Here is a 13059-nt window from a genome sequence, read left to right as displayed (position 1 = left end):
GCGATGCGGAGCATCGGCAACCGACGACAACGCCGCGGACGCGCGGGCCGGGCCCCGCGTCCGCGGCGTGATCCGAACGACAGCCCCTAGGTCCAGTCCCGCGGGGAGCGGCCCCGCTTGGTCTCCGAGCGCTGCTTCTTCTCCCGCAGCCGGCGCTCGTTGATGCCGCGCGGGACGCGGGTCGGCCGGCGCGGCCTGGGCGGCGGCGCGGTCGCCTCGGCGAGCAGCGCGGCGAGGCGCACGGCGGCGGCCTCGCGGTTGCGCCACTGGGAGCGGTGCTCGGAGGCGCGCACGGTGACGACCCCGTCCACCAGCCGCCCGGCCAGGCGCTCCAGGGCGCGCCGCTTCCACACCTCGGGCAGCGCCTCGGTGCGCGCCAGGTCGAAGCGCAGCTCGACCTGGGTGTCACTGGTGTTGACGTGCTGACCGCCGGGCCCCGACGACCGCGAGAAACGCCACATGAGCTCGGCCTCGGGCAACGAGACGGAGCCGCGTACGACATAGGGACCGGACATGTCCTCCATGTTCCCGCCCGTGATCCGTTCACGTCACGCGAATATCGGGCCCCGCCCGGTCCGGCGGCCGATTCGGTAAAGAAAGTAAAGACACGGGGAACCTATGACACCTCGCCCGGCGTTCCTTGAGGTAGCTGTAGCTTCGTGCCCGTACGCAACGAGGGAAGGGACTCCCAACAATGGCTGTAAGCCTGTCCAAGGGTGGCAACGTCTCGCTCACCAAGGAGGCCCCGGGCCTGACCGCCGTCACCGTGGGCCTCGGCTGGGACGTCCGCACCACCACCGGCACGGACTTCGACCTCGACGCGTCCGCGATCGCGGTCAACCCGCAGGGCAAGGTCTACTCGGACGCCCACTTCGTCTTCTTCAACAACAAGCAGACCCCGGACAACACGATCGTCCACACCGGTGACAACCGCACCGGTGAGGGCGCCGGCGACGACGAGGCGATCAACGTCAACCTCGCCGCGCTCCCGGCCGACGTCGAGAAGGTCGTCTTCCCGGTCTCGATCTACGACGCCGAGAACCGCAACCAGAACTTCGGCCAGGTCCGCAACGCCTACATCCGCATCATCAACCAGGCCGGCGGCGCCGAGATCGCCCGCTACGACCTGTCGGAGGACGCGGCCACCGAGACCGCCATGGTCTTCGGCGAGCTCTACCGCAACGGCGCCGAGTGGAAGTTCCGCGCCGTCGGCCAGGGCTACGCCTCGGGTCTGGTCGGCATCGCCCAGGACTTCGGCGTGAACGTCTGACGGACGCCGCCGTCCCCGCCCGAGCCCCCGGCCGTCCGCACGGTCCGGGGGCTCGGGCGTGCCCGGCGGCCGGTGACCGACGCGGGCGGCGGCAGCGTCCGTGTGCGGTGCCGCGCGAGGAGCGGTGCGGGCGGGGAGGTGCCGGGGCGCGTCCGGCGGGACACCCCGGCGTCACGGCCGCCGGGGCCTGCCCTCCCCGTACAGCCACTCGTCCCAGATCGCGCCGAAGTCCTCCCCCGGCGCGCGCTTCTCCACGTACGCCGTGAAGTCGCCGGTGTCCGCGTTGCCGTGGCGGTGCGCGGACGCCCAGCCGCGCAGCAGGGCGCGGAAGGCGCCGTCGCCGATCCGCTGCCGGATCTTGTGCAGGACCATCGCGCCGCGCTGGTAGACGGGCGGGCCGGACAGGTGCGCGGCGCTGGTCGGCCGGGCGGGCGGGAACGCCCAGATCCCGTCGTCGAAGCCCTGGTAGAGCGCGTCGAAGGTCTGCTGCGCGGTGTCGCCGCCGTGGTCCTCCCGCCACAGCCACTCGGCGTACGTGGCGAACCCCTCGTTGAGCCACATGTCCCGCCAGGTGCGGGGCGTGACGGAGTCGCCGTACCACTGGTGGGCGAGTTCGTGGACGAGGAGGCCGGTGTCGGGGGCGCCGGGGAAGAAGGGGCGGGTCTGGGTCTCCAGCGCGTACCCGGCGTCGCCCGGGCGGTCGACGACCGCCCCGGCGGTGGAGAAGGGGTACGGGCCGAAGGTCTCGCGGGCCCACGCCAGGACCTCGGGGATCCGGGCGAGGACCGCCCGGCTCGCCGCCGCCTGCTGCGGGTCGACGGCCGTGTGCACGGGCAGGCCGTCGGGGGTCCGGGTGCGGGTGAGGGTGTAGTCGCCGATCGCGACCGTGGCGAGGTAGCTCGCCATCGGCTCGGCGGTGTGCCAGGTGAAGGCCGTGCGGCCCCGCTCGGTCCGCCGGCCGGTCAGCTCCCCGTTGGAGACGGCCTCCAGCCCCTGCGGCACCGTCACCACGAGGTCGTAGACCGCCTTGTCGACGGGGTGGTGGTTGCCGGGGAACCAGACCGCCGACCCGTTCGGCTCGCCGAGCGCGACCGCGCCGTCGGCCGTGTACAGCCAGCCCTCCCGGGAGCCGTCCGGGTCGGTGAGGGTCCGCGGGGTGCCGGAGTAGCGGACGGTCACGCGGAACCGCTCGCCGTCGGCGAGCCCGTCCCGCGGGCGCACGGTCAGCTCCTGGCCGTCCCGGCTCCAGCGGGCCGCGTCGCCGCCGACGGTGACCTCCTCGACCTCCAGGCCGATGAGGTCGAGGTTCAGGGCGGACAGCTTCCGCGTCGCGCGGGCGGTGACCGTCGCGGTGCCGGCGAGGTGCCGCCGTCCGGGGTCGTAGGCCAGCCGCAGCCCGTAGTGCGTGACGTCGTACCCGCTGTTGCCGGCCTTCGGGAAGTACGGGTCGCCCACGCCGGAGCCGCCGGGCGTGCCGGGCCCTCCGTCCCCGCAGGCGGTGAGGGCGGCGAGGGCGGTGAGGACGGTGAACGCGGTGACGGCGGCGGCCGGGCGGTGAGGACGGCGCATCCCGCGATCCTATGAGGCGTTTGCGGGGAAATGACTCACCCCGCCGGAGAGGCGGAGCCCGGACGCGCCGCACGCGCCGGTCCGCCCGGAGGCGCTGTCCGCCACGCTCCGCGCCGTCGCCCGGGGCCGTACGGCACTCTCCCCGCCGCCGGCCGGGTCCCGTCGGGCCCGCGCAGCCCGTGCCGCGCCCACGACGAGCGCGGCGCGGGCACCCGGGCGGGCGCGGCGGCGGGCACGATGGCGGTGACGGGCGCGGTGACGGTGACGGGCGCGGCGGGCGCGGTGGCGGTGACGGCCGCGAAGGAGCGGTGCCTGCCGCCATGAGGGCACCGCCCGCGCCGGAACCCGCCCGGCCGCCATGACACCATCACCCCGTGCTCGACATCGGCTACGCCCTCTCCAACCGCTTCCCCGACCCGCCGCAGACGGACTACCGCCGCGCGGACGTGCGCGCCCTGCGCCACGACCTGTTCTGCGGCGACGTCTACCTCGCCGACACGCGGACGGACCGGGAGATCTCCACGGCCTGGGGATGGGTGCCCGTGCTCGACTTCGCCTGGGCGCTGTGCGACATCGTGGAGCGCCTCGACCGGGACCCGGCCGGCTCCCGCGCCTCCCGCCCCCAGCGGGCCGAACTGGACTTCACCGAGTCGACCGACCGGCTGCTGTTCGAGCGGCGCTTCGGCTGGGTCGACATCGCCTCGGACTGGATGCCCGCGGAGGAGCCCCCGCTGTCCTTCTCCCACTCCGAACTGCGCCGCGAGGCCCGGGACTTCCTGCACGACCTCGTCGCCGACCTGTGCGACCTGCACGAGGACCTGGCGGAGAACCCGGCGGTCTGGACGCTCCAGGCGCGTTTTCCCCGGGTTTCGTGACCGGGTTCCACGGCTCGGGGCTCAGCCCGCGTCGAAGGTGGCCCCACCCAGCAGCCACACGTCGTCCGGCGCGGTGTCCGGCGGCAGGCCCTCCCGGGACAGGTGGGTGTAGCCAGTGCTGAGGCGGGACGCGTCGAGGGACAGCAGCGCCAGCACGTCGCAGTGCTGGGCGTCGGCGAAGACATAGCGGCCGTCCTCGCCGTCCTCCGGGTCGAGCGGCACGCCGCGCAGCACGGACTCCAGCGCAGGGAGGTCCACCGGACCCGCGGCCAGGGGAAGGAAGGCCCCAGGGTCGGCGCCGAGAGGCGCGGGCCAGTCGAAGTCCGCGTCCTGCTCGTCCTCGCCGTCCTCCGCCCCTCCCCTGTCGTCCTCGTCGAAGTAGCCGGGGCACGAGTCGTAACCGTGCCTCAGCTCCCCGTCCTCGTACACCCGCATCACCAGCACGTCCGAGTCGAAGAGGTACGTGCCCAGTGCGGGGGCCCCGAGCAGCCGGCTCAGTGTGCCCGCCCACTCCAGCGCCCCGGTCTCCTCCTCCGGGTGGATCACGGCGTGACGCGGGCCCACAGCCATCGCGTAGCCCCGCAGCACCTCCCCGTCCGGTCCGCTCACCCCGGCGAGCAGCGGCACCACTTCCTCGCACGCCCGCGCCACCAGCACGTTCCCGTAGAACGCTCCCACCTGCTCACCCCTCCACCCGGATCCCCAGCTCCCCCGCCAGCACCGGTGCCAGATCCAGCAGCTGTCCCGTGCTGATCACCGCCCCCGCCAGCCGGTCCAGCCCGCGTGCGATCTCCAGCGGGGCCGCCCCGCGCAGGTCCACGTCGGTCAGGGTCGCCGAGGACAGGTCGGCGTCCTTCAGCGCGCAGTCCACGAACTCCACGCGCTCCAGACGCGCGCCCCCGAAGTCCGGCTCGACCAGGACGCAGCCCTCGAAGACGACGTCGCGGAGCCGGGCCGCGCGCAGGTTCAGGTAGTCGATCTTGCCGCCGCGGATCAGCACCCGCTCCAGCACGGCGCCGTGCAACTGGGTCCCGCCGAGCCGGGCGCCGGTCACCTCGACGTCCCGCAGGGTGGCCTCGGAGAGGTCGGTGCCGACGCCGCGCGGGCCGGTGAGGACCGAGTCGAGGAAGCGGGCGCGGTGCAGCCGGGCCCCGTCCAGCGCGCACCCCGTCAGCGCGCAGTCCATGAAGCGGGCCCCCGCCCCGTCCTGCCCGGAGAGGTCGGCGTCCCGGAACTCCAGCCCGTCGTAGTCCCCGTCGGGCTCCAGCCCGCCGCCCCCGTACGGCTCCGGGGACGGCAGCCGCACCTGCGGGCGCCGCGCCGCCCGCACCCTCGCACCGCCGGAAGCCCCGGTCCCGCCCGCCGCTCTCCTCGCCATGCCCCCATGCTGCACCCCGGCACTGACAACCGGCGCCGACCTGCGCGGACACCGCCGGGGTCACGGCCGATGTCACGTTCCGGGCCCGCCGGCCGGTCGTACGCACGAAGGACCGAGAAACCGAAGGCGACCCCGACCGAGGGAGAACCCCAGCCATGCACCGCATCACCGTCATCGGCGGCGGCCTCGCCGGCCTGACCGCGGCCATCACCGCCGCCGAGGCGGGCGCCCGGGTCACCGTGTACGAAGCCCACCACACCCTCGGCGGCCGGGCGCGCACCGCCGACGGGCCGTACCGGACGAACGAGGGCCCGCACGCCCTGTACAACGGCGGCCCGCACTGGGCCTGGCTCAAGCAGCGCGGCCTGCTCGGGCCGCTCGCCCCGATCCCGCCCCTGGAGGCCGCCCGGCTGCGGCTCAGGTACCGGGGCGCCCTGCGCCGCACCCCGCCCTTCGCGATGCTCAGGCTGCTGCGCCGCGGCCTGGGGCCCGCACCCGTCGACGTGGACTTCCGGACCTGGGCGACCGGCGTGGCGGGCGAGGAGGGCGCCCGCGCCGCCGCCCACTACGCCGCCGTCGCCCTCTTCCACCACGACCCGGGCGCGCTGTCCGCCGCGTTCGTGCAGGAGCGGCTGCGCCGCGCCACCAAGCTGCCGCCCGAGGCGCACTACCCGCGCGGCGGCTGGGGCGCCCTCGTCGACCGGATGGCCGCCCGCGCCTGGAACCTGGGCGTGCGGATGGAGACCCTGGCCCGCGTGGACACGCTGCCCACGGACACCCCGGTCGTCGTGGCGACCTCCCTGGACGCCGCCCGCCGGCTGCTGAGGGACGACTCCCTGACCTGGCCCGGCGGCCGTACCGTCCTCGTCGACCTCGCGGTGCGCGCCCGGCGCGGGGACGCCTTCGCCGTGTCCGACCTCGACCACCCGGGCTGGATCGAGCGGTTCACCGCCCAGGACCGCACCCTCGCCCCGGCCGGCGAGCAGCTGATCCAGGGCCAGATCCCGATCGGGCCGGGGCAGTCGAAGGCCGACGGCGTGGCCCGCGCCGAACAGCTCCTCGACCTGGCGTTCGAGGGCTGGCGGGACCGCGTCACCTGGCGGCGCGAGGCCGTGGCCCAGAACCGCACGGGCGCCGTCGACCTGCCGGGCACCACCTGGCGCGACCGGCCCGCCGTGGACCGCGGTGACGGCGTCTACCTCGCCGGCGACCAGGTCGCCGCCCCCGGCGTGCTGTCGGAGGTGTCCTTCACCAGCGCCCTGACCGCGGTGTCCCTGGCGCTCGGCCGGCAGGGGCTTGACCTCAAGCACGCTTGAGGCCGAAGAGTGGGCCCCGGCGGCGGGCGAACGGCCCGCCGCCGCGCCGGGCCCGCCGCCCGCGCGAGGACCCGTGAACGGGGAGCCCGCATGTACGCCATCCGCCTGCACGCCTTCGGCCCGGCCGAGAACCTCGTCCACGAGCGGGTCGAGGACCCCCGGCCGGGCCCCGGCCAGGTCCGCGTCGCCGTCCGGGCGGCCGGCGTCCACCTCCTGGACACGGCCCTGCGCGAGGGCGTGCGGGGCCCGCTGCCCGAGCTGCCCGCCCTGCCCACGGTGCCCGGGCGCGAGGTCGCCGGCGTCGTCGACGCCCTCGGCGACGGCACCCCCGGCCACTGGCTCGGCCGGCGGGTCGTCGCCCACCTCGGGTTCGCGCCCGGCGGCTACGCCGAGCTGGCCGTCACCGACGCCGAGCGCCTCCACGAGATCCCCGGGCGCCTCGGCTTCGCCCAGGCCGTCGCCATGATCGGCACGGGCCGTACGGCCCTGGGGATCGTGCGGTTCGCCGAGCTCGGCCCGGACTCCGTCGCCGTCGTCCCGGCGGCGGCCGGCGGCATCGGCACCCTCCTCGTGCAGTACGCCAAGAACGCCGGCGCCACGGTCGTGGGGCTCGCGGGCGGCCCGGAGAAGACCGCGCGCGTGCGCGCCAACGGGGCCGACCTCGCCGTCGACTACACGGACCCGTCCTGGCCGCGGAAGGTCCGCGCCGCCCTGGGCGGCCGCGCCGCCACCGTCGTCTTCGACGGCGTCGGCGGCGACGCGGCCCGCGAGGCCGTCGCCCTGCTCGGCCCCGGCGGGAAGCACCTGGTCTTCGGCTGGTCCGGCCAGGGCCTGCGCGACGGCGCGCCGTACCTGGTCGACGGCGTCTCCGAGCAGGTCCTCGGCCCCGCGCTGCTGGCCAGGACCGGCGGCCCCCACCCCCTGCGGACCCTGGAGACGCGCGCCCTCGCCGAAGCCGCCGCGGGCCGCCTCACCCCGGCCGTGCAGCGCTTCCCCCTCGCGCAGGCCGCCGCGGCGCACCGCGCGCTGGAGACCCGGGGCACGACCGGGAAGGTCGTCCTGGAGCCGTGACGGTCCTCCGTCCGCCCGCCCGGAGGTGCCGTACGTCCCCTTCCATGGTCTTCTGGCGCCATGAGCGTCGCCCGGACCGGCGAGGCCGCCACTCCCCCGCACGCGGACCCTCGCCGCTGGTGGGGCATGGCGGTCATCGCACTCGCCCAGCTGATGGTCGTGCTCGACGCGACCATCGTGAACATCGCCCTCCCCTCCGCCCAGCACGACCTGGGCATGTCCGACGGCAGCCGCCAGTGGGTGATCACCGCCTACACCCTGGCCTTCGGCGGGCTGCTGCTGCTCGGCGGGCGGGTCGCCGACCTGGTCGGCCGCAGGCGGACCTTCGTCGTCGGGCTCGCCGGCTTCGCCGCCGCCTCCGCGCTGGGCGGCGCGGCCGCCACCCCGGGCATGCTCATCGGCGCCCGGGCCCTGCAGGGCGTCTTCGCGGCCCTGCTGGCCCCCTCCGCGCTCAGCCTGCTCACCACGACCTTCACCGACCCCAGGGAGCGCGGGAAGGCCTTCGCCGTCTACAGCGTCCTGGCCGGCAGCGGCTCGGCGCTGGGCTTCGTCGTCGGCGGACTGCTCGCCGAGTACCTGAACTGGCGCTGGTGCCTGTACGTCAACGTGCCCATCGCGATCGGCGCCGTCGCCGGCGCCCTCACCCTGCTGCACCACCGCCCCGCCCTCCCCGGCGCGCGCCTCGACGTGCCCGGCGTCCTGCTCGGCTGCGGCGGCCTGGTCGCCCTCGTGTACGGCTTCAGCGAGGCGGAGTCGCGGGGCTGGATGGCCCCGTACGTCCTGCGCCTGTTCGCGGCGGGCGCCGTCCTGCTGATGGTGTTCGTGTGGTGGCAGTCCCGGGCGGTCAGGCCGCTGCTGCCGCTGCACGTCGTCCGCGACCGCACCCGCGCCGGCTGCTTCCTGACCATGATGCTGGCCGTCGTCTCGATGTTCGGCCTGTACCTGTTCATGACGTACTACCTGCAGACCGTCCTCGGCTACTCGCCCGTGCGGGCGGGCCTGGCCTTCCTCCCGCTGACCCTCTCGACCCTCACGACCTCCACCCAGATCTCCGCCCGGCTGCTGCGCCACGTGCCCCCGCGCGCGCTGCTGGCCCCCGGCATGGTCCTGGCGGCCGGCGGGATGATGCTCCTGACGCGCATGACGGTGCACTCCTCGTACGCCGCCGACCTCCTGCCCGCCCTGATCCTGATCGGCCTCGGCATGGGCCTGACCTTCACGCCGGTCTTCTCCACCGCGACCGCCGGCGTCGCCCCGCAGGACTCGGGCGTGACCTCGGCGACCGTCAACACCTCCCAGCAGGTCGGCGCCTCCATCGGCACGGCCCTCCTCAACACGATCGCCACCACCAGCGGCTCCGCCTACGTCGCCGCCCACCTGAACGACCCGGCGCAACGGGCCCGGATCGTGCAGGAGGGCACCGTCCACGGCTACACCGTCGCCCTCTGGTGGGCCGCCGGCATCATGCTGCTGGCGGGCCTGATCGCGGGCCTGATGGTGACGGCCGGGGCCCCGAAGCCCGGCCTCCGGGCCGGGACGCGGACGCCGGAGCCGATGGCCCGCTCGTAGGGGCCGTCGTTCGGAACAGGTCGCAGGGAATCGACGGCATGCCGTCGGCGCCGGTGGGCGGAGCCCGGTGCGTGCGGCCGCAGGGCGGAGGAGGGCGGCGGTGCGGGGCACCGGCGACCGATGACGACGCCGCGGACGCGCGCACCGGGCCCCGCGTCCGCGGCGTGACCCGAACGGCAGCTCCTAGTGCCGCCCCGCCACCAGGTCCGCCACCCGCGCCAGCCGCGAGGACCGCTCGGCGCCCGTCGCCCGCTCCCGCCGGTCGGCCGCGCGGTAGGCGGCGTACAGCCCGTGCACGCCCAGCCACCGCAGCGGCTCCGGCTCCCACTTGCGCACCCGGTGCCCGACCCACGGCAGGGCGGTCAGCCCGGTCCGGCCGCCCTGCCCCGAGTCCAGCAGGACCAGGTCGCGCAGCGTCCGCGCCGCGAGGTTCGCCGTGGCCACGCCCGAGCCGACGTAGCCGCCGGCCCAGCCGAGCCCCGTCGCCCGCTCCAGCGTGACCGTCGCGCACCAGTCGCGCGGCACCCCGAGCACCCCCGACCAGGCGTGCTCGACGCGCACCCCGGACAGGGCGGGGAAGAAGCCGGTCAGCACGGCCCGCAGCGCCTCGACGGTCGCCCGGCCGGTCCGGCCGTCGTGGTCCGTGCGCGACCCGAAGCGGTACGGCACGCCCCGCCCGCCCAGCGCGATCCGCCCGTCCGCCGTGCGCTGCGCGTACATGTAGGCGTGCGCCATGTCGCCCAGCGTCTCCCGGCCGGCCCAGCCGACCGCCTCCCACTGCTCGGCGGTCAGCGGCTCGGTCACGATCATCGAGGAGTTCATCGGCAGCCAGGTCCGCCGCTGGCCCCTCAGGGCGGCCGTGAACCCCTCCGTGCAGCGCAGGACGTACGGCGCCCGGACGGTCCCGTACGGCGTGACCGCCCGCCCGGCGCGCAGCTCCGTCACCGGCGTGGCCTCGTGGATCACCACCCCCAGCGCCTCCGCCGCCGCCGCGAGCCCCTTCACCAGCCGCACCGGGTGCACCCGGGCCCCGTGCGGCGTCCACGTCGACCCGAGCGCGTCCGCGACCCTGATCCGCCCGGCGGTCTCCCGGGCGCCGTACAGCTCCCGGTCCCGCTCCCCGAAGGCGAGTTCGCCCTCGTGGAAGGCCTTCAGCCGCGCCCACTGCGCCGGCGTCCGGGCGACCTCCAGCACCCCGCCCCGGTGGATCCCGGCGTCGAAGCCCTCCTCCCGCGCGACCCGGACCACCTCGCCGACGGTGTCGTTCATCGCCCGCTGCAACCGCACCGCGGCCTCGTGCCCGTGCAGCCGCGCGTACCGGTCGCGCCCCGCGACGCCGTTGTACAGCCAGCCGCCGTTGCGCCCCGAGGCGCCGTAGCCGCAGAACTCCCGCTCCAGGACGGTGATCCGCAGGGCGGGCGCCGCCTTCTTCAGGTAGTACGCCGTCCACAGCCCGGTGTACCCGCCGCCCACGATCGCCACGTCGGCGTCGGCGTCCCCGGCGAGCGGCTCCCGCACCGCCGGCAGGCCGTCGTCCGCGTACCAGAAGGAGACGCCGCCGTTGACGGCGCCGCCGGTCGAGTCGCTCATGGCCGGATGATGACACGCCCCGCCGGGCCCCCGCCGGTACGGTGCGGAAGGTGATCGACGTCCCGCCGGAGCTGGCGGCCACCCAGGCCCTGTACCACAAGGCGGCCGGCCGCGCCTTCGTCGCCGCGCTGCCCGGCCTCGCGGCCCGCTTCCTCGACCACTGGGACCTGCGGCTCGACGGACCGTCGATGTACGGCGTCTGCGCCCTGGTCCTGCCCGTGGTCCGCCGCGCCGACGCCGTCCCCGCGGTCCTGAAGCTCCAGCTCCCCGACGACGAGAGCGCGGGGGAACCGGCCGCGCTGCGCGTCTGGGACGGCGACGGCGCGGTCCGCCTCCTCGCCCACGACGGGCCCACCGGGACCATGCTCCTGGAACGGCTGGACCCGGCCCGCACCCTGGAGCGCCACCCCGGCTCCCGCGAGGCCGCCCTGGTCGTCGCCCGTCTGCTGGCCCGCCTCACCGCCCGGCCCGCCCCGTCCGGCCTGCGCCGCCTCGGCGACGCGGCCCGGGCGCTGCCCGAGCGTGCCGCGCGGGTCCTGGACCGCGTCCCCGACCCGCCCGTCCGCCGCCTGCTCGCCGACTGCGCCGCCGCCCTGCGCGAGGTCGCGGACGAACCCGGCGACCGCCTCCTGCACTGGGACCTGCACTACGGCAACGTGCTGGCCGCCGACCGCGCCCCCTGGCTCGCCATCGACCCCAAGCCGCTGGCCGGCGACCCCGGCTTCGAGCTCCTGCCCGCCCTGGCCAACCGCTTCGACGCCGCCGAGATCCGCTGGCGCTTCGACGCGATGACCGCCGTCCTCGGCCTGGACCGGGACCGTGCCCGCGCCTGGACCCTCGCCCGGGTCCTGCAGACCTGCCTGTGGCAGCTGGAGGACGGCCTGCCCCTGTCGGACGGCCACCTGGAGATCGCCCGCCGCCTGCGCCGCCCCGGACATGACTGAGCCCGGGCCGGAGAGGATCCGGCCCGGGCGGGAAGAGCCCCCTGTCGGATTCGAACCGACGACCTGCTGTTTACAAGACAGCTGCTCTGACCAGCTGAGCTAAGGAGGCCTGCGCCCGGAACCACGCAGGGCGCCCGTGCAGTGTACCCAGGTCCCCCCGCCGCCCCGTCGAAAATTTCCGCGAAGTTCACAGCCCCGCGGGTGCTGACAGACGAGGTGAACGGCAGGTACCGTCTCGATCCAGTTCACCCTCGTGGACTACACCACAACGGAACACCCGTCGTGGCACCACCTTCCTACAACGGATCGTCCGGCACGTTCCTGCCGGTAGAAGGGGGCCCATTCACCATGGCCACTGTTACGTTCGACAAGGCGACCCGTGTCTACCCGGGTTCCACCAAGCCCGCCGTCGACGCCCTGGACATCGAGATCGCGGACGGCGAGTTCCTCGTCCTGGTCGGCCCGTCCGGCTGCGGCAAGTCCACCTCCCTGCGGATGCTCGCCGGCCTGGAGGACGTCAACGGCGGTGCCATCCGCATCGGCGACCGCGACGTCACGCACCTGCCGCCGAAGGACCGGGACATCGCCATGGTGTTCCAGAACTACGCCCTCTACCCGCACATGACGGTCGCCGACAACATGGGCTTCGCGCTCAAGATCGCCGGCGTCAACAAGGCGGAGATCCGGCAGAAGGTCGAGGAGGCCGCGAAGATCCTCGACCTCACGGAGTACCTGGACCGCAAGCCGAAGGCGCTCTCCGGCGGTCAGCGCCAGCGTGTCGCCATGGGCCGCGCCATCGTGCGCGAGCCGCAGGTGTTCCTCATGGACGAGCCGCTGTCCAACCTGGACGCCAAGCTGCGCGTCTCCACCCGTACGCAGATCGCCTCGCTCCAGCGCCGCCTGGGCATCACCACCGTCTACGTCACCCACGACCAGGTCGAGGCCCTGACGATGGGCGACCGCGTCGCGGTCCTCAAGGACGGTCTGCTCCAGCAGGTCGACAGCCCGCGCAAGATGTACGACAAGCCCGCCAACCTGTTCGTGGCCGGCTTCATCGGCTCCCCCGCGATGAACCTCATCGAGGTGCCGATCACCGACGGCGGCGTGAAGTTCGGCAACAGCGTCGTCCCGGTCCAGCGCGAGGCGCTGTCCTCCGCCACCGACAAGACGGTCACCGTCGGCGTCCGCCCCGAGCACTTCGACGTCGCCGGCCCCGACTCCGACCAGGGCGTCGAGGTCGTCGTGAACGTGGTCGAGGAGCTCGGCTCCGACGCGTTCGTCTACGGCACCTCCCAGATCGGCGGCGAGTCCAAGGACATCGTGGTCCGCGTCGGCGGCCGCGAGGTCCCGGAGAAGGGCAGCACGCTGCACGTCGTCCCCCGCGCCGGCGAGACCCACGTGTTCTCGACCTCCACGGGCGCGCGCCTCTCCGACTGAGGGAGAACGCCCCGGCGCCCCGGCGCGGGGCGGCACGAGG

Annotated in this window: 12 protein-coding genes and 1 tRNA gene; 7 read left to right on the top strand and 6 right to left on the bottom strand. The window is 75.1% G+C overall.

Annotated elements, in window-relative coordinates:
- Positions 1-86: 86 nt before the first annotated feature.
- Entirely contained in the window at positions 87-524 is a 438-nt protein-coding gene (arfB, locus tag ACIF8T_RS12570) for an alternative ribosome rescue aminoacyl-tRNA hydrolase ArfB (protein ID WP_400034078.1), read from the bottom strand.
- Positions 525-694: 170 nt separating this feature from the next.
- Between arfB and ACIF8T_RS12565 the strand changes: the two genes are divergently transcribed.
- Entirely contained in the window at positions 695-1270 is a 576-nt protein-coding gene (locus ACIF8T_RS12565) for a TerD family protein (RefSeq protein ID WP_400034076.1), read from the top strand.
- A gap of 171 nt (positions 1271-1441) precedes the next feature.
- Here ACIF8T_RS12565 and ACIF8T_RS12560 read toward each other — a convergent pair whose 3' ends face one another.
- Positions 1442-2839, bottom strand: coding sequence for a M1 family metallopeptidase (locus ACIF8T_RS12560; protein ID WP_400034074.1), 1398 nt, complete (start codon positions 2837-2839; stop codon positions 1442-1444).
- Between the two features lie 374 nt (positions 2840-3213).
- On the opposite strand from ACIF8T_RS12560, the gene ACIF8T_RS12555 reads away from it, so the two are divergent.
- Positions 3214-3714 carry a hypothetical protein gene (locus ACIF8T_RS12555; protein WP_400034072.1) on the top strand — a complete coding sequence of 167 codons (501 nt, stop codon included), beginning with the start codon at positions 3214-3216 and terminating at the stop codon, positions 3712-3714.
- A 21-nt stretch (positions 3715-3735) separates the two neighbouring features.
- On the opposite strand, the gene ACIF8T_RS12550 is transcribed toward ACIF8T_RS12555, so the two are convergent.
- On the bottom strand, positions 3736-4392 hold the full coding sequence (locus tag ACIF8T_RS12550; RefSeq protein WP_400034070.1) for a hypothetical protein: 657 nt from the start codon (positions 4390-4392) through the stop codon (positions 3736-3738).
- 4 nt (positions 4393-4396) lie between these two features.
- A complete protein-coding gene (locus ACIF8T_RS12545; RefSeq protein WP_400034069.1) occupies positions 4397-5092 on the bottom strand; it encodes a pentapeptide repeat-containing protein in 696 nt (231 codons plus the stop codon).
- A 155-nt stretch (positions 5093-5247) separates the two neighbouring features.
- Here ACIF8T_RS12545 and ACIF8T_RS12540 point away from each other — a divergent pair, with 155 nt between their 5' ends.
- The 3 genes from ACIF8T_RS12540 to ACIF8T_RS12530 all read left to right on the top strand — a co-directional run bounded on the left by ACIF8T_RS12540 (position 5248) and on the right by ACIF8T_RS12530 (position 9048).
- Positions 5248-6408, top strand: a complete 1161-nt coding sequence (locus ACIF8T_RS12540; RefSeq protein ID WP_400034067.1) for an NAD(P)-binding protein — start codon at positions 5248-5250, stop codon at positions 6406-6408.
- Between the two features lie 90 nt (positions 6409-6498).
- Positions 6499-7479, top strand: a complete 981-nt coding sequence (locus ACIF8T_RS12535) for a zinc-binding dehydrogenase (protein ID WP_400034065.1) — start codon at positions 6499-6501, stop codon at positions 7477-7479.
- A 60-nt stretch (positions 7480-7539) separates the two neighbouring features.
- A complete protein-coding gene (locus tag ACIF8T_RS12530) occupies positions 7540-9048 on the top strand; it encodes an MFS transporter (RefSeq protein ID WP_400034063.1) in 1509 nt (502 codons plus the stop codon).
- 183 nt (positions 9049-9231) lie between these two features.
- Here the strand turns inward: ACIF8T_RS12530 and ACIF8T_RS12525 are convergent, their stop codons facing one another.
- Positions 9232-10638: an NAD(P)/FAD-dependent oxidoreductase gene (locus ACIF8T_RS12525; protein ID WP_400034061.1), complete on the bottom strand. Its 1407-nt coding sequence runs from the start codon at positions 10636-10638 to the stop codon at positions 9232-9234.
- A gap of 41 nt (positions 10639-10679) precedes the next feature.
- Here ACIF8T_RS12525 and ACIF8T_RS12520 point away from each other — a divergent pair, with 41 nt between their 5' ends.
- Positions 10680-11582 carry an aminoglycoside phosphotransferase family protein gene (locus ACIF8T_RS12520; RefSeq protein ID WP_400034059.1) on the top strand — a complete coding sequence of 301 codons (903 nt, stop codon included), beginning with the start codon at positions 10680-10682 and terminating at the stop codon, positions 11580-11582.
- 35 nt (positions 11583-11617) lie between these two features.
- Here ACIF8T_RS12520 and ACIF8T_RS12515 read toward each other — a convergent pair.
- Positions 11618-11691 (bottom strand) — tRNA-Thr (locus tag ACIF8T_RS12515).
- Positions 11692-11930: 239 nt separating this feature from the next.
- Here ACIF8T_RS12515 and ACIF8T_RS12510 point away from each other — a divergent pair.
- Complete coding sequence (locus ACIF8T_RS12510) at positions 11931-13019, top strand: ABC transporter ATP-binding protein (protein WP_400034057.1); 1089 nt, start codon at positions 11931-11933, stop codon at positions 13017-13019.
- The last annotated feature ends 40 nt before the right edge of the window (positions 13020-13059 follow it).

Source organism: Streptomyces sp. NPDC085946 (assembly GCF_044540485.1).
Classification (GTDB): Bacteria; Actinomycetota; Actinomycetes; order Streptomycetales; family Streptomycetaceae; genus Streptomyces.
This window is presented reverse-complemented; position numbering and strand designations above follow the sequence as displayed.

Excerpts from the sequence above, each read along its gene's own strand:
- arfB (WP_400034078.1), bottom strand. The coding sequence starts at position 524 with ATGGAGGACATGTCCGGTCCCTATGTCGTACGCGGCTCCGTCTCGTTG.
- ACIF8T_RS12565 (WP_400034076.1), top strand. The coding sequence starts at position 695 with ATGGCTGTAAGCCTGTCCAAGGGTGGCAACGTCTCGCTCACCAAGGAG.
- ACIF8T_RS12560 (WP_400034074.1), bottom strand. The coding sequence starts at position 2,839 with ATGCGCCGTCCTCACCGCCCGGCCGCCGCCGTCACCGCGTTCACCGTC.
- ACIF8T_RS12545 (WP_400034069.1), bottom strand. The coding sequence starts at position 5,092 with ATGGCGAGGAGAGCGGCGGGCGGGACCGGGGCTTCCGGCGGTGCGAGG.
- ACIF8T_RS12540 (WP_400034067.1), top strand. The coding sequence starts at position 5,248 with ATGCACCGCATCACCGTCATCGGCGGCGGCCTCGCCGGCCTGACCGCG.
- ACIF8T_RS12535 (WP_400034065.1), top strand. The coding sequence starts at position 6,499 with ATGTACGCCATCCGCCTGCACGCCTTCGGCCCGGCCGAGAACCTCGTC.
- ACIF8T_RS12530 (WP_400034063.1), top strand. The coding sequence starts at position 7,540 with ATGAGCGTCGCCCGGACCGGCGAGGCCGCCACTCCCCCGCACGCGGAC.
- ACIF8T_RS12525 (WP_400034061.1), bottom strand. The coding sequence starts at position 10,638 with ATGAGCGACTCGACCGGCGGCGCCGTCAACGGCGGCGTCTCCTTCTGG.
- ACIF8T_RS12510 (WP_400034057.1), top strand. The coding sequence starts at position 11,931 with ATGGCCACTGTTACGTTCGACAAGGCGACCCGTGTCTACCCGGGTTCC.